Raw genomic sequence first — 21872 nt, forward strand, 5'->3', positions numbered from 1 at the left:
GAGCCGGAGGAAGAAGGGATCACCGGGCGATATAACTCGGCGGCTTTTGGGGCCGGTTGGATTGTTCTCACCTTGGCGCCGGATTCGTCCATTTCCTCAGCGGATTTTCCGGATCGTTTCTTCCAGTTTGCCGATACTGAAAGGTTTGGGAAGGGTTTCTTTAAATCCGTAGGCCGCGTAATCGGCCATCACCGGATCGTCGGTATAACCGCTTGAGACCACCGCTTTGAAGTCGGGAGCAAAGGAGAGGATCTTTCTGAAGGCCTCAAGTCCGCCCATTCCATCCTGAATGGCAAGGTCCATTATTCCCAGATCAAAAGGGGTGCCGGAATCGGTGGCCTCCCGGCATAACCGGACCGCAGCTTCACCTTCCATGGCAAACTCCGCCTCATAGCCGAGGTGTTCCAGCATTCTGGTCAGAGTTTCGATCACCACACTCTCATCTTCCAGAACCAGAATACGCAAACTGTCGGAAGGCGCTTTTCCGGAAGTGCCGGTTTGTTTTTTTCGGGCTGCATCTGTTCCGGCTTCTTTCGCGCTCTCGTCTGCCGGAAGATAGATCGTGAATTCTGCCCCACCCGCAGGATGGTTGCCCGCTCTGATATGTCCTTTATGCTTGGCGATGATCGAATGACAAATACTCAGGCCCAGCCCTGTCCCCTTGTCTGATCCCATGTCCTTGGTAGTGAAATACGGGTCGAATATTTTGCCGATAATCTCGGGAGAAATGCCTGGCCCGTTATCGGTGAATTTGATTTCGACGTAATTTCCGGGAGAGAGCGGCAGGGATGAGGCGGGGGCGACTGAAACATTGGCGGCGGCAACTGTAATCGAGCCGCCGCTCGGCATTGCCTCGCAGGAGTTTTCAAGGATGTTCGTCACAACCCGCTCAAGCTGCTGGCGGTCGGTCATCACCTCCCGGATGGAGTCCGGTGTTTCCAGATTGAATTCGATGCCGGCTCCGAATGGAAAAGCCAGGCAGGTTTCTCTAAGGAAATCCGCAAGGGCGGTTTTTTCCCGGATCGGCGAGCCCCCTTTTGAAAAAGTCAGCAGTTGGCCGGTAAGGTTTTTGGCCTGGGCACAGGCACCCTCGGCATCGACCAGCCTTTCTCGGGCCGCTTCGGGATCTTTCAGAAACAACTTGGCCAGTTCGATATTGCCGAAGACCGCAGTCAGCAGGTTGTTGAAGTCATGGGCGATCCCTCCGGCCAGAACCCCGATTGACTCCATCTGCCGGGCTTTGCTGATCTCCTTTTCCAGCTGCAGCCGTTCCGTGATATCTTCAACGACTTCGATAAATCCGGTGACCTTCCCGTCAGGATCCTTTACCGGAAAAGAGCGGATCAGCACGGAGAAGCGGCTGCCGTCTTTCCTGATTCCTTCCGCTTCGACCTGGGCGGGTTTGCCGGTGATCATGGAAGTGGCCCCCGGACAATGGGGGCAGGTGTGTTCACGCTTTTCGAATTCGTTGAAGCATTTTTTGCCGATGAAGCTTTCCGGGTCGCGGCCGAACATCCTGCCCTGGCCGTTGTTGGCCATGATGATGGTATGGTCCGAGTCAATATAGGTGATGCCGAAATCAATGTTTTCAACCAGGGACCGATACAGGCTTTCACTTTGTTTCAACGCTGTTTCCGCTTCGTCCCGCTCTTCGAGATAGGTCTGCAGGTCGGCGGACATCCGGTTGAATTTATCGGTCAAGATTCCTATCTCATCATCTCCGGTGACCGGGAGGGCCGGGCTGATTTCGCCCCTGCCGGTAAGTTTTACCGCATCCGCCAGGGCGGAGAGCGGTTTGCCCATCATCCGGCCGGCCAGAAACGCAACCAGGAATCCCAGGAGGGCCCCCATGAAGGCAAGCTGGATCAGGTCACGGTTCATTGCCGCGATTTTCTCATCCTGCCGGGAGGCATTGACTCCCAGGTGGAGATATCCAGCCTTTCCTTTCAGGATGGGAATGCTGATATCGTGGACAATCCCTTCCTCGGTTTCAAATCTCTGATGCAATGATTTTGCCCCGGCGCCGGGATGACTGATACTTTGGAGATCGGAAGGGAAACCGTTGTTGAAGGTATGACAGAGGATGGAGTTGTCCGGGTTGGCGATGAAAATGTAGCTGATATCCGATTCGTTGCTATAGACGTTCAGCATCAACTGGTGGAGGAGGATGCGGTTGTCAACGAGAATCGGATCGACACTGTCGATGGCCAGGTTTCCGGCAATTGAGGCGGCTTTTTCCGTCAGCGCTTCAAGGAGGGCTTCTTCCATCCGGTGATCGATCACGGAAATAGTGATCAGCCCCATCGTGCTCATCATGAAAGCGATGAGCAGGGAGAGTTTCCATCGCAGGCGCAGTCCGTTCAATATCTTCATTTCGAATAAGATATCCTTACGGTTTGTTGACCCGTTTTTCCATTTCCCGGACCGAGTCATAGAGGCTGTCGTCCACTTCCACGAAGCGGTCGATCATGACTTCGCTCAACAGCCTCCGGCCTTCCTTGTTTTCATGCATGGTCAGGAAGATGTCGCGCAACTTTTTTTTCAGTTCCGGGTCGATGGTTCCCGGAACCACCACCGGGGGGATTCCATATGGTTCGGAGCGGTTGATGATCCTGGTTTTGGCGGTGTGGGTCGGGTCTTTGGCATTCAGGTAGTCCCAGACCAGGCTGTCGACGGAAGCGGCGTCAACGATGCCTGAGCTGACTGCCTGGATCGATTTGTCATGGCTGTAGGTGAAGTGAAAGCTCTTGAAAAAGGTTTCCGGTGTTTCTCCCATTCGGCTCAGGATGTATGTTGGCGAGAGTTTGCCGGTATTTGACATCGGGTCGGTGAAGGCAAAGGATTTTCCGCGAAGCTCCGTGAGATCGTGCACATCGCTGTCGCGGGGGACAATGATGTAGGAGTAGTAAACGGTCTCCCCGTAGGCGACCGGGGCGACCAGAAGCTCCATGCCGAAATCGCGATGGCCTTCGGTGTAGGCGCCGGTGCAGACGAAGGCTGCATCAATTTCCCCATCCCGGATGAGGTTGTTTACTTCCGCATAGGTGTCCCGCTGGACCAGTTGTACAGGTGTTTGCAATTTTGTGTGGATATAGTCGAGAATCCCCTTGTAGGAGATATAGGTTTCCTTAGGGGAGATGATCGCGGCGATCGCGATCCGGATGGCTTTGGTGTCGTCAACTGCCGGGACCTGGGCAACCGTCGCGGTTTTATTAAGAGAGATCTTTCGTGCCGGTTCCTGCGATTCACCGCATCCTGCAAACAGCAGGAGCAAAAGTGTGGCAAAAACAGCCGACGGTTTGATCCGGGTATGTGCCCGGGAAAACAAGGAACGCTTTCTCCCCATTCTTCAGATCCCCTTTGAACCCGGTTGCCAATCGGGCTTCCCCTTGTTTCGAAAATGAACGGAGCAACGGATGAAATGAAACAATCTGTTGTACAGTGTATCACCGGTTCTGTGAAATATGGAAGAAAAAAAAAGCTCCTGGAAAGTGGGGGATGTATGGTGGTGCCACCATGTGCCATGGAGAATATTCTTGAGTCGTCTGGAGAATATTCTTTAACTCAGCGGGAGGATGGAGGGGCGCTGGATCAAAGGTTGTGCTGGTGATGGAAAATTAATTAATGATAACAATATGTTGAGAGGTGGTTGGTCGTGGTGGCATATAAAATGCTAATCAATAGGGCACGAATTGGATTATTGTCTGTATTCCTGAATGAACCATAACTTAAGGATGGTGTGATGAACAAGAAATCAGTAATAGGTGTTGTAGTCGGAGTGGTGGCGCTTCTGGTTGTGGCTTCAATCTCTTTTGTGGCGGCCAGAAACGTTCAAACCCCGGATGAAAAAGGTTTCAGAACCGTCTCGACAGCCGGCGAGGCCGCACCTCTGCCCACCGGTGATGTTGAAGAGACGACCCTGCAGGTTTCAAGGCTTTCCTGCGGATCGTGTCTTTACACCATCGAGTCCGAGTTGAGAAAGTTTGACGGCATGGTTGGAATGAAGGCCGATCTGGCCAGTGGCCTGGTTGTGGTGGCGCATACCAAGGATTTTACCCCGGCAAGGATTGCCTCGGTGATCACCGAAACCGGATATCCGGCCACGGTGGTTGATTCTGCAGCAGCAGGGAACCTCCCCAAACCGGGAGCCTCGGGCTCTGGTGGAAGCGGATGTAACGGTTGTGGTCCTCGCGGCTGCAGCTATCCGAGAGCGCCTCAGCAGCAGGGATAATATAAAAGGAATCTGGCGGGATGACTCACTTCAGGCACATAAAATACTGGACACTGGCAGCAGTTGCGCTGCTGTTCCTCACCGGAATAGCGGAAGCAGGGGATGTTCTGCGGACTGTTCTCAGTGTCCGGAATGTTTCCTGCAGCTCCTGTCTGCGGGTGATAGAGTCGGAATTCCGGAAAACACCCGGCATAACCGGGATGGCTGCCGATCTCAGGAAGGGGATCGTGGTTGCCGACCATGAAAGCGGAATATCCTCGGGAGAAGTGTCCGAAATTGTCAGCCGTCTCGGTTATCCGGCTCAGGTTGTTTCAGCGGTCTCCATCAGAAGTGAAGAGGCCAGAGTTTTCCGCAGGCTGGCCGGGTATGGTGCCGGACCCGAGGGTTGTAACAGGGAGAGTGGCGGCTGCAGCCCGGTGGCCGACGCCTGGAAAGAGCTGTACCGGCGTTTCATCAGGACTGAGAAAAAATAGAATTTTCCCTAAAAGCTGTTTTACAATCAAAGGGTGGTCCGTGATCATCCTGCAGAATTTGTGCGGGGCTGAACAGCTTCAACGATACAGATGGGCAATCTGTCTGAAAGAGGAATTTATGGCATACGATCTGGAAAAATACAGGGGCAAGCGGGAAAGGGTTCTCGGGGTCAGAAGCCGGGGCCTGAGCTTTGGTACGATTGCTGTTGTGGTTGCGGTGGTGATCATCGGCGGTCTCGGGTTTATCGCTGTGCCGAAGACGGTTTCCTACTTCAGCACCAGGAACCTGGATGACGTGATTTACAAGCTTGAGGATTCGCGGAAATGGGATGCGGCGATCGTTTCCGAACTCCGTTCCATGGGCGGGGTGACCAGTGCGGTGGCCGACAACCATGAGACCCGCCTGGTGGTGACTTTCAACCGGCACCATATGGGCCCGGAGAAGTTTAAAATATTCTTTGATACCAAGGGCGTCAAAGCTGATCTCTTGAACCGGATGGACCATCGGCAGAGGCAGTCTATTTTAAAGAAGGAGGCCGAATTTGAAACTCCATAATATATCTTTCAATAACCTGAAGCGTCGGAAAGGCAAAATGATCTTTCTGGTCCTGGGATTGTTCATCGGGATTGCCACCATCGTTACCCTGCTGTCGATAACCGAGTCAATGTCACGGGATATTGAAGACCGCCTGGACCAGTTCGGGGCAAATATCGTCATGGTTCCCAAAAGTGACAACCTTTCACTTAGTTACGGCGGGATCAGTGTTGGCGGCGTCAACTACGAATCCAAGGATTTTGATGAGTCGCGGATGGGGCTGATCAAGGAAATCGAGAACAGCAAGAACCTCGGTCTGGTCGTCCCCAAGGTGCTGGGTGGAGTCAAGGTTGGTGAGCGCAACGTTCTTCTGATGGGGACCAATATCGAGGATGAGCTGGCCTTAAAGACCTGGTGGCATTTCCAGGGTGAAGTGCCGAAAGAACACGAACTGCTTCTCGGTTCGACCACGGCTTCCACCCTGGGTTTGAAGGTTGGCGACACGCTTGCTCTCAAAGGCCGGGATTTTAAAGTGGCGGCCATTCTGATGGCGACCGGCGGCTCTGAAGACGGGGTGATTGTCGGCGATCTTCATGAGGTGCAGAAGGTTCTCGGCAAGGAAGGCAGAATTTCGATGGTTGAGATCTCGGCTTTCTGCCGCGGCTGCCCCATCACTGATATCGTCCTCCAGATCGCCGGGAAATTCCCTGAAGGCAATGTGACGGCTCTGCAGCAGGCGGTCATGTCGAAGATGCAGTCCATCGACCTGTTCAAGTCTTTCAGTTACGGGATCGCGGTGCTGGTGGTCTTTATCGGTTCCCTGCTGGTTTTCGTGACCATGATGGGCTCGGTGAATGAGCGGACCCGCGAGATCGGGATCTTCCGGGCCATCGGTTTTCGGCGCGGCCATGTCATGCAGATCATCCTGCTGGAGGCAATGGTGGTCGGCCTGGTCGGCGGCATCTTCGGCTTTGCCGGCGGTAATGGTGTTGCCTGGGCCGTCATGCCCTTCGTGATCGAGGAAGGGTCCTTTGCCGGGATCAATGCCAGTATGGGCGCGATATCGGTTATCCTTTCGGTATCATTGAGTCTTCTGGCCAGTCTCTATCCGGCGTTGAAGGCGAGCAAGCTCGATCCGAGCGAAGCGTTAAGGGCTCTTTAAGAATTTGTGCATAGAGATAGAATCACAGGAGAACAGATATGGCTACTGCCCGGGTTGAAAATGTAGAGCATCTGATTGAAGTACGTTCCATCGGCAAGGATTACCAGAGTGGCGAGACAACTGTTCAGGCGATCAGGAATATGGATTTTTTCATCGACGATGGTGAGTTCGTGACCATTGTCGGCCAGTCGGGTTCCGGCAAATCAACCCTGCTTTCGGTGATGGGCGGGCTGAACCACCCGACCCGCGGGCAGCTGGTGATCGATGCCCTGGATCTGTACAGTCTGAACAGCGAGCAGCGGGCCGATTTCCGGAGCGAGTACATCGGCATCATCTTTCAATCGTTCCAGTTGATCCCGTACCTGACGGTGATCGAAAATATAAAAATGCCCATGGCCATTACCGGGATCAAGCCCGGTAAACAGGATGAAATGGCGTTGCGGGTCCTTGGCAGGGTTGGTTTGGGTGGTAAGGGTGATCGCCTTCCCGATCAGCTTTCCGGCGGCGAGCAGGAGCGGGTGGCCATTGCCAGGGCCATCGTCAACAACCCGCCCATTCTGCTGGCCGATGAACCGACCGGTAACCTCGACAGCCAGACTTCGGAAGAAATCATGGCCCTTCTTACCGAACTGAACAGGGAAGGACAGACCATCATCATGGTCACCCATAATCCTGAGACCTGCAAATATGCCGAACGGACGATCAAGGTCCAGGACGGCGAGTGTTTTCTTCAGTGAACCCGTAACACCGGGTTCATCTCCTCCTGCGCGGCCGGTGCTGCAACTTAAGCGGCGCCGGCCGCGTTCTTTTTTCAGAATCCATCACAACTTTCCGAGTTTGGCTAATCTCCTGATAAAGCTATCCTTCGACAGTTCGACAAGCTCGCTGATTCAGGATAAAGATAAATAATATCTTGAAGGAGCTGATATTTAAGATAAAGTCTGTATGAGAAAATATAAATGAGAAGTCCTGATGTTCTGTAAATGATGCATTTGCTCAGCAGGTTTGCCGACCGCGCCGGGAGTCTGATCACGTGGTGTGGCTGGTGGCGGTGAACTTGGGGGCCTGGGGAAGTCATGTTCCGATACAAAGAGATAAACCGGGTCGCCAAGTTTTCGATGGCCGCAGTGACCGTGATCACTCTTTTCTCCTATCTGGTGATCACTCCGAAATTTACCGAATATGTTTACCGTAACACTACTGATGATCTGATAGCCGTTGCCAATCATGTAGCCTCCAGCCTTGCGCTGGGCGAAGCGCTTTCTCTCGGCCGCCCGATTCCGGACAATCTCTTTGTTGAGCTGGAAAAATTCCGGAACAATGCCACACCTTTAAAAATCAAGGTTTTCACCCCGGCCGGAGCGGTCATTTACTCCACGATTTCCGAGGAAGTAGGGGACACCCGCGAGGCGGACAAGATCAGGGGCGTCATCCTGGGCGGTATCGGAGTTGGGAAGCTGGAAGTCGGAGTGAAGGGCAAAGGGCGCCAGGCCGTTGTCGAGGTGTATGTGCCGATGTCTGTTGCCGATGCCCCGGTCGGAGTCCTGGAAGTGTATTATGATATTACCGGGAGATGGAAGCGGCTCCATTACCTGACCGCCTTTTCCCATGCCTTTCTTCTTGCGGTTTTCCTGTTCCTGTTCGGAACGCTTTTTGCCGTTTCCCGTAAAGCCCTGGCGAACATCAGGGAGAAGGAGGATGTGGAGAATTCGAACTGGAGGCTCAAAGAGGAGCTCGCCCATGCCCGGCAAAAGGAGTATCTGAGCACCCTCACCAGGGGGGTTGCCCATGATTTCAACAATATCCTGACTGCGGTCATGGGGAATATTAAACTGTTGAAAAAACTGCAGGCCCGTGGTGAGTCGGACGTCGAACTCTTAAACCAGATGGACCGGGCGACCCACGAAGCGCGAGACCTGATCAGTCATCTGGCCCTTATCTCCCGGGCGGAATCCCTGAAAAAAGAAACAATCCAGCTGGCCTCCCTGATCGGAAGATCGGTGCCGGTGGACGATGACAAGGCCCGGGTGAGGATGGTCATGATGCTGGGGGATGACCTCCGGCCGATCATCGGCGACGCGAACTTTCTTGCCAAGGCGATCACGGCCCTGATCCTGAACGCAGACCAGGCGATGGAGGGGGGCGGGGTGGTCAATGTCATGGCGGTCAATGCAAAAGTATCCGCCGGGAATGAGGAAGGGATTCCACCCGGAACGTATGTGAAGATCTCAATCAAGGATTCAGGCAAAGGCATTCCTCCTGAAGATCTCGAAAGGGTGTTCGACCCTTATTTCACCACCAGGAGCAGAGACAGCCAGCGCGGAACCGGTCTGGGGCTTGCTTTCTGTAAGTCAATCATCGATAATCATGATGGCTTCATCAGGATTCAATCAACCGTCGGCCGGGGAACAACCGTCAAAATTTTTCTCCCGGTAGAATAACAGGAGATCCATGCAGCTATGCAGAAAAAGAGGGCCGGGCGGTATCAAGCTGAGTTGAGCAGCTCGTCTGCTCATACCGAGAAGCGAGCATCCGAGACTTCGAGACTTATGCCCGAAGGGTACAAACAGATCATTTATCGCGACTGGTGCAAGGCGTGTGGTATCTGCATCGCGTTCTGCCCCCGTAAGGTGTATGGGCGGGATGAGTCGGGCAAACCGGTTGTGGAAAGAGGCGACGATTGTAACGGCTGTCTGTTCTGTGAGATGCATTGCCCCGATTTCGCTATCACCATCGAAGAGCGCTACCCTGATCGCAGGAGGAAGAGCAATGGCCGTTAAAGATTCCGGCAGGGTGGTTCTGCTTCAGGGAAATGAGGCTGTTGTGGAAGGGGCGCTGGCCGCCGGATGCCGATTTTTTGCCGGGTATCCCATCACCCCGGCCTCGGAGATCAGCGAGCTGATGTCCGTCAAACTGCCTGCGGTTGGCGGGACCTTTATCCAGATGGAAGACGAGATCGCCTCCATGGGCGCCATCGTCGGCGCCTCCCTTGCCGGAGTCAAGTCAATGACCGCAACCAGCGGCCCTGGATTTTCCCTGATGCAGGAAAACTTGGGTTTCGCCTGTAACGCCGAAGTGCCGTGTGTGGTCGTCAATGTCATGCGGGGCGGGATGTCAACCGGTCTGCCCACCAGCCCGGGCCAGGGCGATGTGATGCAGGCCCGCTGGGGCACCCACGGCGACCATCCGATCATTGTACTCGCCGTGTCCAGCGTCATGGACTCCTTTACCATTACCGTCCAGGCCTTTAATCTTTCGGAGAAATATCGGGTTCCGGTAATCATCCTTTCCGATGAAATCGTGGCCCATGGGAGGGAATCGGTGGTTCTGCCGAGGCCGGACGAGGTGGAGGTGGTTGACCGGATCACCCCCACTGTGCCCCCTGAATGGTACATTCCCTATGAAGACAACAGTCGGGGGGTGCCGCCGATGGCGCCATTCGGTTCCGGGTACCGTCATCATGTGACCGGTCTTGTTCATGACACCCACGGCTTCCCGACCGAAAAGCCGAAAGAGGTCGGTGATTTCATGGCCCGCCAGTTTCGCAAGGTCACCAATGGCGCCTACGAGATCCAGATGACCAGACGGTTCCTTCTTGATGATGCCGAAATTGCCGTGTTTGCGTACGGTTCCGTGGCCCGGGCAGCCCATCGGGCGGTGTTGCGGGCTCGGGAACAGGGCATCAAGGTGGGAATGCTGCAGCTGATCACCCTCTTTCCTTTTCCGAAAAGAGCGGCGGATGCGGTTCTCAGGCAATGCCGGGCGGTTCTGGTGCCGGAGATGAATATCGGCCAGATCAGCAGAGAGGTGAAAAGGGTCAACATGAGCGCCAAGGTCCTGAAACACAACCGGATCGACGGGCAGGGCATCGGGCCTGATGAGATTTATGAAGAGTTGTTGCAAATGTAAGACAGGAAACTGATATGAAACAGAGTATGGCGGATCTGCGCAACAAGTACCTGCGTCATGACAAGAAATTCCCTCACGTCTGGTGCCCCGGGTGCGGCATAGGTGTGGTCATGGCTTCCCTGATCAGGGCGGTTGACAGTCTTGGGATCGAAAAGGATGATATCGTACTTGCTTCGGGCATCGGCTGTTCCGGACGGATGCCGGTCTATGTTGATTTCAATACCCTCCATACCACCCACGGCCGTTCCCTTACTTTCGCCACCGGCGTCAAACTCGCGAATCCCGATTTAAAAGTGATTACCGTCATGGGCGATGGCGACGCCACGGCAATCGGCGGGAATCACTTCATCCATGCCGCTCGTCGCAACCTTGATATGACCGCCATCATTATCAATAACCAGATCTACGGCATGACCGGTGGGCAGTTTTCTCCGACCACTCCGTATGGAGCTTTCGCCACCACCGCCAGCTACGGCAATGTCGAGCACGCCTTTTCCATTTCCGAACTGGCGGTCACGGCAGGGGCGTCATTTGTGGCGAGGGGGACAGTCTATCATGTTCCCCAGCTCGACCGGCTGATCGAACAGGGGATCAGAAAGACCGGCTTCAGTGTGATCGAGGTCATTTCCAATTGCCACGTGCAGTATGGTCGGCGCAACGAGATGGGGGATCCGGTAACAATGCTGAACTGGATGAAAAAAAGCGCGGTCTCGGTGAAGAGCGCGGCAGGGAAGACAGAAGCCGAGATGGCGGGACGGTTCTCCATTGGTGTGCTGGCTGACCTTGATAAACCAAACTATCTTGAGGAATACGACAAGATCAGGCAGAGAGCGGCTCAAAACCACATCCGGGTAAATGAGGAATCTACAGAGGGGAAATGTTGAACTCTCCTAAGAATCAAGACAATGAACGTTACGAAGTGCGTCTGAGCGGGTCCGGCGGCCAGGGGATTATTCTGGCCTCCGTTATTCTGGCCGAAGCAGTTGCAATCCATGAAGGGTTACAGGTCAGCCAGAGCCAGAGCTACGGACCTGAAGCCCGTGGCGGCAGGTGCAAGGCCGAAGTGGTGATCAGCAGGAAGGAGATTGACTATCCGCGGGTTCTGAAGCTCGACATGCTGCTCGCCATGACCCAGGAAGCGTGTGACGCCTACTTTTTTGATTTCAAACCGAACGGACTGCTGCTGGTTGATTCAACGTTTGTCGAGCAGCTGCCGACGAGCCGAGCAGTGGCCATCCCCTTTACCCGTATTGCCCGTGATGAAATCGGCAAGGTGATGACCGCGAATATGGTCGCGTTGGGGGCAATGGCCCATTTCTGTCCGCTGGTAAGGATCGAGAGTGTGGAAAAGGCGGTGATGTCCCGGGCTCCTCGGGGAACAGAGGCCCTGAACAGAAAGGCTTTTCAGGCCGGAGTTGCTGCCGCATCCGACACGGATCTCGCCAGATTGCCGAAATCAATTGTCCCGGATCAGGAAGAGGAGGTCTGAATCGGTGGGCTTCCAGGTTTTTTGCTTTGTGGAAATAATATGCTGGTAATCAGATAAAAACATCAGAGAGGAGAACGAAATGAACAATGAGATCAGTTTGAACAGGGGCGTTGTGATGGCGGTTTTGTGTCTTTCGATGCTTTTTTATGCTTCCTTTGTCTTTGCCGCACCACAAGTGGTTGAACTTGAAGGGGTCGGCTATAACGTCAGCCATTCGCTGAACGACAACCTGAAAGCCTTTACCGGTAAAAAAGTATATGTGACTCTTGATTCCGGCAAGACCCTCGCCGGAACAGTAAAGGGTGTGGGTGAACATCTCCTTCATCTTGAGAAGATCGAGGGCAAGGAATATTTTGATGCCCTGATCCGTATTGAGGAGATTGGTGCGATTGATGTAAGATTCCGCGAACAGAAACGCTGATTTGGGTGATGCAGTATGGAGATAATAAAACGAAATCATTAGATAATATCCATATCGATCCCGGGGCGGATCAGGCTGAGTCAGAGGCCAACTTTAAAGTGTATCATGATCTGATGCAGAAAAAGGTGCGTGAGATTCTGCTGGTCCTGAGCCCCTATGACGCGTTTATCCTCGAAGAGGACGGCAGCCTGGCCTCACGGGTGATTGATGAGTATCATGGGCTGAACCTCAGCAATCCTCCCCGGATGACCAATGTTTCATCAGGGCGCGAAGCTTTGCAGATCATTCAGGAGAGACCCTTTGATCTGGTCATCACCATGCCCATGGTTGTCGACATGGACGGTTTTACTCTGGGCAGGGAGATCAAGGCCCTGAAGAGTGCCCTGCCGGTTGTGCTTTTGACCCATAACCTCCGGGCGGGGTATCCCCTTCCTGATCACATCGACCTCGGCGGAATCGACAATTTTTATATCTGGACTCATGACCCTGATCTGCTTCTGGCCCTGATCAAAAATGTCGAGGATCATCTGAATGCTCCTGCCGACACGGTTGCCGCCAAAGTTAGAATCATCCTTCTGGTTGAAGATTCACCTCATTATCTCTCCTATTTCCTGCCGTTTCTGTACAAGGAAGTAGTCCGCCAGACCCAGGCGGTACTTGACGAAACCCTGAACCAGGAGCATCGGCTTCTGAAGATGCGGGCCAGACCGAAAATTCTGGTGGCAAAGAACTATGAGGAGGCGGAAAACATCTACCTGAAGTTTCGTTCTTTCATCCATGGGGTGATTTCCGATACCCGATTTTCCCGTGACGGGGCTATGGATGATCATGGAGGCAGACGACTCCTGTCGATGATCAGAAAGGAAAATCCTGATCTGCCGTTACTTCTCATCAGTTCAGACTCCTCGAACAAAGCTGCGGCGGAGAGTATTCCGGCCGTTTTTCTCGATAAAAACAGTCATGGGCTCACCGGAGAATTGCACCAGTTTTTCCTGAATCATCTGGGATTTGGTGATTTTGTCTTCAAGATGCCTGGTGGTAAAGTGCTCGGCAGCGCCGGCAGCCTGTACAGTTTTGAGAAAATGATCGCCGATATCCCGGATGAATCTCTGGCCTATCACGCGGAGCGGAGTCATTTTTCAAACTGGATCATGGCCCGGGCGGAGGTTTCCATGGCCTCCAGATTGCGTGAGGTCAGGGTGTCGGATTTCGCCACCATTGAGGAGATGCGCAGGTATCTGGTCTCCTCGATCAATTCACTCCGGCGCTTTCGCCAGCAGGGAGTTGTCGCCGGTTATTCCGCCCACGAATTCGACAGCGAGATCATGGATTTTGTCACCATCGGCAAAGGCACGATGGGCGGCAAGGCCCTTGGTCTTGCTTTCATGTTGAGCAGGCTCAGGTTGAAGTGCCTTAAATGTCAGGGAGAGGGATTGCGGGTCAGGATTCCCCGGACCTTCGTGATCACGACCGGCAACTTTGATGATTTTGTCGAGAAGAACAATCTGAGATGTTTTCGGGACAATGATATCGATCATGAGATTGCCATCGCTTTTCGGCAGGCGGCGCTTCCTGATGAACTTGTCAAAAATCTGTCCGACATCCTTGACCGGATCAATTTTCCACTGACTGTCAGATCCTCAAGCACTATGGAGGATTCCCACTTCCGCCCCTTTGCCGGCCTTTATGCAACCTATATGCTACCCAATAACCACCCGGATCATCAGGTGCGGCTGAAGCAGTTGTCCGATGCCGTCAAGCTTGTCTATGCGTCGGCATATTTCAGCGGGCCAAAGGCTTTCGCCCAATCGGCCAGGCTGCCGGGAAAGGATGGGATGGGGATCATTATCCAGGAACTGGTGGGCAAGGTGCACGGGGATTATTTCTACCCTGCGGTTTCCGGGGTGGCGATGTCGCAAAATTATTATCCGGTGGGCAAGATGAATCCGGAGGATGGGGTGGTCCAGATCGCTCTCGGTTTCGGCAAAACGGTGGTTGAGGGTGAAAAAAGCTTGCGCTTCTCCCCGCGGTATCCGGGCCTGTTGCCCCAGTTTTCAACGGTTGATGATATCCTTGAAAACAGCCAGCGCTTCTTTTATGCACTGGATATGAAGGAGTCGGAAGAGATCGGTATGAGGGATTCGAACCTGGTCAGGCGGGAAATCGTCACCGCCGGCGAGGAAAGACCGGTGCTCTTGCTGTCAAGCACCTATTCCCCTGAGGAGCACCGAATACGGGACAATCAGGGGAAGGGGCTGAAGGTTCTGACCTTCGCCGCACTGCTGAAGTTTGACGATACTCTCCCCAGAGCATTAGACGAACTGCTTGAGGATGGGCGCAGAGGCATGGGGTGTGCCGTTGAGATTGAGTTTGCCGCCGAATTAAATGATCAGGGGGTGCCGGAGGAGATCTGCTTCCTGCAGATCAGGCCGATGGTGACGGGAAGCGAGAGCTTTGATGTCGATATAACGGAAGAGGAGATCAGCCGCGCTTTCTGTGTTTCCGGCCAGGCGCTGGGGCATGGGAAAACCGAAAATATTGCGGATATTATTGTTGTCAAACCAGAGCGGTTTGCCCCCGGAAAAACGAGAGAGATCGCGAAAGAGATCGGGGAGCTGAACAGAATCCTGACCGGGAGTGAGAGACCATATCTGCTGATCGGCCCCGGACGGTGGGGGTCCAATGATCCTTTGCTCGGCATTCCGGTCCGCTGGGCCGATATCTCGGGGGTCGGGGCGATGATTGAACTGCGCAATGAGACCCTGAAGGTTGACCCTTCCCAGGGGACGCATTTCTTCCAGAACATCACTTCCCTGGGGATCTGTTATGTCACGGTGACTGAAGGGAAGGATCGTCTCGACTGGGACTGGTTGTCACATCTGGAAACGATTCAGGAGACAAAATTTCTCAGGCAGGTCAGACTTGAAGAACCGTTTGTAATGAAGCTCAATGGCCGGGAATCCAGGTGTGTGATGTACCTGAACAGGCGGGCTTGATTGCTTGTCGCTATGGGTGTTTTTCTACGAAATTAGAGCAAGATGCTTCAAGTGTTGCAGGTTGTTTGTGAACGGAAATCGGCGACTTTCACGGAGCTCGGAACATTTGGTCAGCGGGGGAGATGGCAATGATTGATATCATGGAATTGATCAGGGACCGGGATCCGGCCCAGGGAGCGTTTCATCAGGCGGTTCAGGAGGTCCTTGACTCGGTGAAACCGGTTCTTGACCGGAATCCCTCATATCGAGTGGAAGGGGTTTTGGAACGGATCACCGAACCGGAGAGGGTGATCATGTTCAGGGTTCCCTGGCAGGATGATCAGGGCGAGGTCCATGTCAACCGTGGCTTCCGGGTCGAGATGAACAGTTCCCTCGGGCCTTATAAGGGTGGATTGCGGTTTCATCCTTCGGTTCGGCTGGGGATTATCAAATTTCTGGCCTTTGAGCAGGTGTTCAAGAATGCCCTGACCACTCTTGCCATGGGTGGCGCCAAAGGGGGATCGGACTTTAATCCGAAGGGACGAAGCGATCGAGAAGTCATGCGTTTCTGCCAGGCGTTCATGGCGGAGCTGTTCAGGCATATCGGCCCGAACACCGATATCCCGGCGGGTGATATCGGGGTCGGGGCCCGTGAGATAGGGTACCTTTTCGGGATGTACAAGAAGCTCGCCAATGAGTTCACCGGGGTCATCACCGGCAAGAGCCTGAGCTGGGGCGGGTCGTTGATCCGCCCTGAGGCTACAGGCTACGGGTGCGTTTACTTCGCGGCGGAAATGCTTGCCACGAGGAGGGAAACTTTTGACGGCAAGGTCTGCCTGGTCTCCGGCTCCGGCAATGTCGCCCAGTTTACGGCCGAGAAACTGATCCAGTTCGGCGGCAGGGTGGTCACCCTTTCCGATTCTTCAGGCTATATCTATGATGAAGAGGGAATCGATGATGACAAGCTGGAATATGTGAAGGAGCTGAAAAATATCCGCCGAGGCCGGATCATGGAGTATGTTGCCCGGTATCCACAGGCGGTTTATTTCGCGGTGGAACCTGGCAGGACCGCCAATCCGCTCTGGGGGCACAAGGCTGATTGCGCCTTTCCCTGTGCCACCGAAAACGAGTTGAACGGGCTGGATGCCGGGAATCTCATCAATAACGGGGTCATTCTGGTCTGTGAGGGGGCCAATATGCCTTCGACTCCGGAGGCGGCAGATCTTTTTCAGGACAGGCGAATCCTCTATGCTCCGGGTAAGGCGGCCAATGCGGGAGGGGTGGCGGTTTCCGGCCTTGAAATGGCCCAGAACAGCATGCGTTTGAACTGGCCCCGTGAAGAGGTTGAAGGGAGGCTGAAAATCATCATGAAATCAATCCATGCTACCTGTCTGGAGGCGGCCGAAGAGTATAGTGCGCCGGGGAATTATGTGGTCGGAGCCAATATTGCCGGATTCACCAAGGTAGTGAACGCCATGCTCGATCAGGGCCTGGTATAATGTATTCCTTAGATTGGAGTGGAGATCTGCAGGTTTATGATTTGACAATTACTTGATTTTACTGTTCATTTTGTTATAGATATTTTTGTCTGTTGGCATCCTCATAATTGCATGCACAGGGAAGGCTATGGTTGTTATCGCAGAGGTGACATTCCCCATTGAATGTCTTAAGAAAACGGTTGAGATTCTGATGCAGCTCGAGCCGATGCCGAAGACCATCGAAATGGTCGGCCCGTTCTTCAGAACCGGAGGAGACGGCAAGATTCACGCGATCTCCTATTATCACATTGATAAGTACGATGGAGACAAAGACGCCAAGGATTTGATCAAGGAACGGTATCTGAGCTTCGGGAGTATTCCTAACTTTGTCTTTGAAGTCCACTACTGGCGCACGGTTGATGACTCACTCGCCACCTGGATCGGCTGAGAATTGATCAACAATCCATTTGTGATTTTCCAACAGAGCTTCGGCTCTGTTTTTTTTTGCCGCAAATTGATATTTGCCTTATGCTTGTTGGTTTTTGTGGATATATTCAGGGACTGCTTATCGGGGATATGTGCCATGAGCATGTGCCGGGAAATGTTGTCCTCCTCAAGGGAGTTTGAAAAGAATATATTCAGGGTGCATTTCCGGCAGCTCGGATTGAGGTGGTCCGTTGCCTGCCGGGGGAAGTTTCAATTATTGCGAATCGGGAGTTTGGTCTGATGAAGAACAGGTTGCTGTTGCCAGAGGTGTTGTTGCTGATAGTGCTGATTGCTGTGGCGGGTTTTCCGGCCTTTGCTCAGGCGGAGGAGAGCAAATCCGAGAATGGCAAACCCTCAGGCCCGCCGCCGGCCAAGGTGGTGGTGAGCAAAATCTCCCGGCAGCAGGTGTTTGAAAACAACTCTTTCATCGGCACCCTGTACTACGATCGCACCAGCCACGTCTCTTCGGAAGTTTCCGGTCTTGTTGAAACCGTAGCGGTCAAGGTGGGAGATCTGGTGAAACGGGATGCCCAGCTGATCAGGATCGACACTGAAATGCTCGGCAAGGAGATCGACCTGAAGCATGTCGATATCGAGAAGATCACGCTCAAAATCGAGAATGCCGAAAAGAACTACCGTCGTCAGGAAAGCCTGTTTGAAAAAGACGGAGTCAGCGAAAAGCTCTACGATGACGCCCGTTTTACCTACCAGGACAGTCTGAAAGAGAAGCAGACCGCTGAACTTGAGCTGTCAAAACTGCTGCTCGCCAAAAAGAAAAGCATCATCAGGGCGCCGTATCCCGGAGTGATTCTGGAGAAAAATGTCGATTCCGGCGATTGGGTCCAGCAGGGAAGGGCGTTGGTCCGCATTGCCTCAACCGAAGACCTCTATGTCCGGGTGCCGGTGTCGGAAAACCTGCTCACTTACTTTAAGGCGGGCCAGGAGGTTCCGGTCCGGATTATCGCCTATGACAAGGAGGTTCCCGGGATTATCGAGGATTATGATCCGGTAGCCGATGCCCAGACCAAGAACGTTTTTCTGAAAGTAAAAATCCCGGCCCAGGAGAAAGTGGCGGAGAACATGTCGGCATCGGTCTATGTGCCGACCAGTGAAAAAAAGGAACTGGCCATTATTCCAAGGGACGCCCTGATCAAAATGCAGGGTCAGGACTTTGTCTATACGGTCCAGGATGACAAGGCGGCAATCATGCCGGTCCGTATTGTCACCTACCTCGGCAACAAGATCGGGGCAGATAACCCTTCTTTTACTGAAGGGATGGTGGTGGTTGTCGAGGGGAATGAACGGTTACGGCCGGATCAGCCGGTGGTGGTGGCTGGAGAAAAATAATGGATATCGTTCGGAGTTCAATCGAAAAACCGGTCGGGGTAACGGTTGCGGTCATCCTGGTGGTGATGTTCGGCCTGATCGGCCTGAACAAGCTGCCCGTCCAGCTGACTCCTGATGTGGAAAAGCCGAAGATCACCGTCAGCACCGTCTGGCCCGGCGCGACCCCGTACGAGATCGAGAAGGAGATCGTCGAGAAACAGGAAGAGGTCCTGAAGGGCTTGCGGGGGTTGACCAAGCTGGAAAGTGAAAGTTTCAACGGATACGGCACCATCACCCTGACCTTCGAACTGGAGACCGATCTCGATGACGCCCTGCTGCGGGTCTCCAACAAGATGAACGAGGCCTCTGACTATCCGGAGAACGTGTTGCGGCCGAAAATTGAAGCCGCCGGGGCCCAGAGTTCGCCGGTGATCTGGATGATGCTCAAGACCAAACCGGAGAGCGAAAAACATATCAACAACTACAAGACCTTCTTCGAAGACAATGTCCGGCAGCATATGGAGCGGGTCAAGGGGGTCGGTTCGCTCCTGGTTTTCGGCGGCACCGAAGACCAGTTGCATGTGGTGATCGATACCGAAAAGATGGCGCGGCACAAGGTGACCATCAATCAGGTGATCGGCGCCATCCAGGCGGCCAATCTCAACATTTCGGCAGGCGTGCTCGGAATCGGCAAGAAAAACTACCGGATCCGGACGGTCAGCCAGTTTCAGAATCCGGCCGATGCGCTGGAGGTGGTGATCTCCGATGACGGTATCCGCAGGGTCTATCTGCGGGATGTCGCCCGGGTGGAGAGGGGCTTCAAGAAGGAAGACGGCTCCGTCCTTCACAACGGGGTGCAGGGAATAGTGGTCGGGGTCAGAAAGGAACAGGGGGCGAACGTCCTCGAACTGACCGACCGGATGGAAGAAAAGGTGCAGTGGCTGAACGGGGGGCTTTTGGCCCGGAACAATGTCTATATCGACTGGGTCTACGATCAGCGGCCCTACATCAACAACGCCATCAACCTGGTCAAGATGAACGTCCTGATCGGCGGGATTCTGGCCATTGTCGTCCTGCTCAGTTTCCTGCGCAGTGTGACCTCAACCATCACCACGGCGGTGGCTATCCCGATCTCGGCCATCGGCACCTTTGTCTTCATGTGGATGATGGGCCGTAACCTGAACGTGGTGAGCCTTGCCGGCATCTCCTTTGCGGTGGGAATGCTGGTGGACAACTCCATCGTGGTTCTCGAAAATATCGACCGGCACCGGAAGATGGGCAAAGACGCCTTTGGTGCCGCCTACGATGGCGCAAAAGAGGTCTGGGGGGCGGTTCTCGCTTCCACCGCCACCACGGTCGCGGTCTTTCTGCCGGTCATCTTTATCCAGGAAGAGGCGGGACAGCTCTTCCGGGATATCGCCATCGCCATTACCTTTTCCATTATTTTAAGCCTCTTTGTCTCGGTTTCGGTGATTCCCACCCTGATCCATCAGTTTTATAAAAGAAAAAAAGAGCGGGCGGCAAACCGTTTCCAGCGGAGCCGGACCGGTGAGTTTATCGCCGGGCGGATCATGTTCTTTTCCGCTCTCTGTCTTAACTCAACCCGAAACAGGCTCTTGACGGTGATCTTCTTTACCCTGATTTCGCTGCTGATCAGCGCCGAAATGATGCCGAGTGCCGAATATCTGCCCCAGGGCAACCGGAACCTGATTTTAAACATCCTGATCCCCCCGCCCGGCTACTCGGTGGAGAAGCTGAAAAGCATGGGGCATTACATCTATGAACAGGCGAAGCCCTATTTTGAAGAGGACGGCAAGGACGGCATTCCGCAAATCTCCCGGATGTTTTATGTGGGCGCGGAACGTTTCAATCTCTTCGGCGGGATCGGCGTTCACGAAACCAGGGCCAAGGAGATGATGCCGCTTTTCTCCCGGATCATGAGATCCATTCCCGGGGTGTTCGGGGTCAGTATCCAGGCAGGGATCTTCGAGTCGGGGCTTGGTCAGGGGCGGAATATTGATGTGAATATCTCAGGCCAGGATATCGGCCGGATCACCGGAGTTGCCCAGGCCATGATGTTCGGCCTGATTCCCGCCAAGGTGCCGAACAGCCAGATCCGGCCGATTCCGTCCCTTGAAACCAGTTATCCGGAGGCGGGGATTATCCCGGTCAAAGAAAAACTCGCGGCCAACGGCCTGTCGGAAGCAGACCTCGGCACCTATGTCGACATCCTGATGGACGGGCGCAAGATCGACGAGTTCCGGCCGGAGGGGGTCAAGCAGATTGATCTCATGATCAAAGGCGATGATGTCGACTACACATCCCCCGAAGATATCCTGAACAGCACCGTTGTCAGCCGCTACGGGAACCTGATAAGGGTCGGTGATGTTTCGAATCTGGTCTATGGCCAGGGCATGCCGCAGATCAACCACCTTGAGCGGACCAGGACCATTACCCTGCAGGTTACTCCGCCGGCCGATTTACCCCTGCAGCAGGCGATGGAAATCATTCAGAATGACGTGATCGGCGGGATGCGGGCCTCCGGCCAGCTGGAGGGACTGGAGGTCTCGGTGGGCGGTAATGCCGACAAGCTTGATGAAACGAGGCGGGCTCTGCAGTGGAATCTGCTCCTGGCCCTGATCATTACCTATCTTCTGATGGCGGCCCTGTTCGAGAATTTCCTTTATCCCTTCATCATCCTGTTCAGCGTGCCGCTGGCGGCGGCCGGTGGCTTTATCGGCCTCTGGCTGGTCAACAGGCTGGTCGCCCCTCAGGGTTTCGACGTGCTGGCCATGCTCGGTTTCATCATCCTGATCGGCACCGTGGTCAATAATGCGATCCTGATCGTCCATCAGTCGTTGAACAACGTCCGCTATAACGGCATGGTCGGAGTTCCGGCCATTTCCGATGCCGTCCGGACCAGGATCCGCCCGATCTTCATGAGCGCCACTACCAGTGTGCTCGCCATGACCCCGCTGGTTTTGTCCACAGGGCCGGGAAGTGAACTGTACCGCGGCCTTGGCAGCATCCTTCTCGGGGGCCTCGCCATGTCTACGGTCTTCACCCTCTTCGTCATCCCGTCACTGCTCGCGTTTGTCATCGGTTTCGAAAAGAGCAGGGTGGGGGAGAATGCCTGGGAAAGAGAGCCGGGTTGATTGGGCATCGGGTGAATTTCAGGAAAGACTGCGGGGTAAACAATCGCATATCCGGCAAAGATGTTCATGCCATTCAAATTCAGGCAATGGAAGAAGCTATCCCTTCTCAGACTCTTCTCCCCGGGGTGCACTGCAAGTATGTTAGAATGGGAAGTTAACAGGAAAAGATCTTTAACCAAACGTATTCAGCGGACGTTGAGGACGGAGGCGGAGCTGACGCGGCAAGTTATGG

The 21872-nt window shown here is 54.0% G+C and carries 18 protein-coding genes; 16 read left to right on the forward strand and 2 right to left on the reverse strand.

The features are described 5' to 3' along the window. Positions 1-96: 96 nt before the first annotated feature. Positions 97-2373, reverse strand: a complete 2277-nt coding sequence (locus KKG35_12765; GenBank protein ID MBU1738997.1) for a PAS domain S-box protein — start codon at positions 2371-2373, stop codon at positions 97-99. A gap of 16 nt (positions 2374-2389) precedes the next feature. Further along, positions 2390-3346 carry a phosphate/phosphite/phosphonate ABC transporter substrate-binding protein gene (gene phnD / locus KKG35_12770; GenBank protein MBU1738998.1) on the reverse strand — a complete coding sequence of 319 codons (957 nt, stop codon included), beginning with the start codon at positions 3344-3346 and terminating at the stop codon, positions 2390-2392. A 396-nt stretch (positions 3347-3742) separates the two neighbouring features. Here phnD and KKG35_12775 point away from each other — a divergent pair, with 396 nt between their 5' ends. From KKG35_12775 to KKG35_12850, 16 genes are all read left to right on the forward strand, one after another. After that, complete coding sequence (locus KKG35_12775; GenBank protein ID MBU1738999.1) at positions 3743-4231, forward strand: heavy-metal-associated domain-containing protein; 489 nt, start codon at positions 3743-3745, stop codon at positions 4229-4231. 20 nt (positions 4232-4251) lie between these two features. Beyond that, positions 4252-4704: a heavy-metal-associated domain-containing protein gene (locus KKG35_12780; protein ID MBU1739000.1), complete on the forward strand. Its 453-nt coding sequence runs from the start codon at positions 4252-4254 to the stop codon at positions 4702-4704. Between the two features lie 118 nt (positions 4705-4822). Further along, positions 4823-5260, forward strand: coding sequence for a hypothetical protein (locus KKG35_12785; protein ID MBU1739001.1), 438 nt, complete (start codon positions 4823-4825; stop codon positions 5258-5260). Continuing rightward, entirely contained in the window at positions 5247-6401 is a 1155-nt protein-coding gene (locus KKG35_12790) for an ABC transporter permease (protein MBU1739002.1), read from the forward strand. The genes KKG35_12785 and KKG35_12790 overlap by 14 nt, the downstream gene beginning before the upstream one ends. Before the next feature lie 38 nt (positions 6402-6439). Then, on the forward strand, positions 6440-7138 hold the full coding sequence (locus KKG35_12795; protein ID MBU1739003.1) for an ABC transporter ATP-binding protein: 699 nt from the start codon (positions 6440-6442) through the stop codon (positions 7136-7138). A gap of 339 nt (positions 7139-7477) precedes the next feature. Continuing rightward, positions 7478-8842 (forward strand): hypothetical protein, encoded by a 1365-nt coding sequence (locus KKG35_12800; protein ID MBU1739004.1) that lies wholly within the window; start codon positions 7478-7480, stop codon positions 8840-8842. Between the two features lie 108 nt (positions 8843-8950). Then, entirely contained in the window at positions 8951-9181 is a 231-nt protein-coding gene (locus tag KKG35_12805; GenBank protein MBU1739005.1) for a ferredoxin family protein, read from the forward strand. Beyond that, positions 9171-10310, forward strand: a complete 1140-nt coding sequence (locus tag KKG35_12810) for a 2-oxoacid:acceptor oxidoreductase subunit alpha (protein MBU1739006.1) — start codon at positions 9171-9173, stop codon at positions 10308-10310. The genes KKG35_12805 and KKG35_12810 overlap by 11 nt, the downstream gene beginning before the upstream one ends. Before the next feature lie 26 nt (positions 10311-10336). Continuing rightward, the gene (locus KKG35_12815) at positions 10337-11194 is read left to right on the forward strand and encodes a 2-oxoacid:ferredoxin oxidoreductase subunit beta (protein MBU1739007.1); all 858 of its coding nucleotides are present in this window, start codon (positions 10337-10339) and stop codon (positions 11192-11194) included. Next, positions 11188-11799, forward strand: coding sequence for a 2-oxoacid:acceptor oxidoreductase family protein (locus KKG35_12820; protein MBU1739008.1), 612 nt, complete (start codon positions 11188-11190; stop codon positions 11797-11799). Before KKG35_12815 ends, KKG35_12820 begins: the two co-directional genes overlap by 7 nt. Positions 11800-11878: 79 nt before the next feature. Further along, entirely contained in the window at positions 11879-12220 is a 342-nt protein-coding gene (locus KKG35_12825) for a hypothetical protein (GenBank protein MBU1739009.1), read from the forward strand. An 8-nt stretch (positions 12221-12228) separates the two neighbouring features. Next, positions 12229-15216, forward strand: a complete 2988-nt coding sequence (locus KKG35_12830) for a phosphoenolpyruvate synthase/pyruvate phosphate dikinase (protein MBU1739010.1) — start codon at positions 12229-12231, stop codon at positions 15214-15216. A gap of 128 nt (positions 15217-15344) precedes the next feature. Next, a complete protein-coding gene (gene gdhA / locus KKG35_12835; protein MBU1739011.1) occupies positions 15345-16694 on the forward strand; it encodes an NADP-specific glutamate dehydrogenase in 1350 nt (449 codons plus the stop codon). A gap of 127 nt (positions 16695-16821) precedes the next feature. After that, complete coding sequence (locus tag KKG35_12840) at positions 16822-17121, forward strand: hypothetical protein (GenBank protein MBU1739012.1); 300 nt, start codon at positions 16822-16824, stop codon at positions 17119-17121. Positions 17122-17399: 278 nt separating this feature from the next. After that, the gene (locus tag KKG35_12845; protein ID MBU1739013.1) at positions 17400-18506 is read left to right on the forward strand and encodes an efflux RND transporter periplasmic adaptor subunit; all 1107 of its coding nucleotides are present in this window, start codon (positions 17400-17402) and stop codon (positions 18504-18506) included. After that, entirely contained in the window at positions 18506-21640 is a 3135-nt protein-coding gene (locus KKG35_12850; protein MBU1739014.1) for an efflux RND transporter permease subunit, read from the forward strand. Before KKG35_12845 ends, KKG35_12850 begins: the two co-directional genes overlap by 1 nt. The last annotated feature ends 232 nt before the right edge of the window (positions 21641-21872 follow it).

Source organism: Pseudomonadota bacterium (assembly GCA_018823285.1).
Classification (GTDB): domain Bacteria; phylum Desulfobacterota; class Desulfobulbia; order Desulfobulbales; family JAGXFP01; genus JAHJIQ01.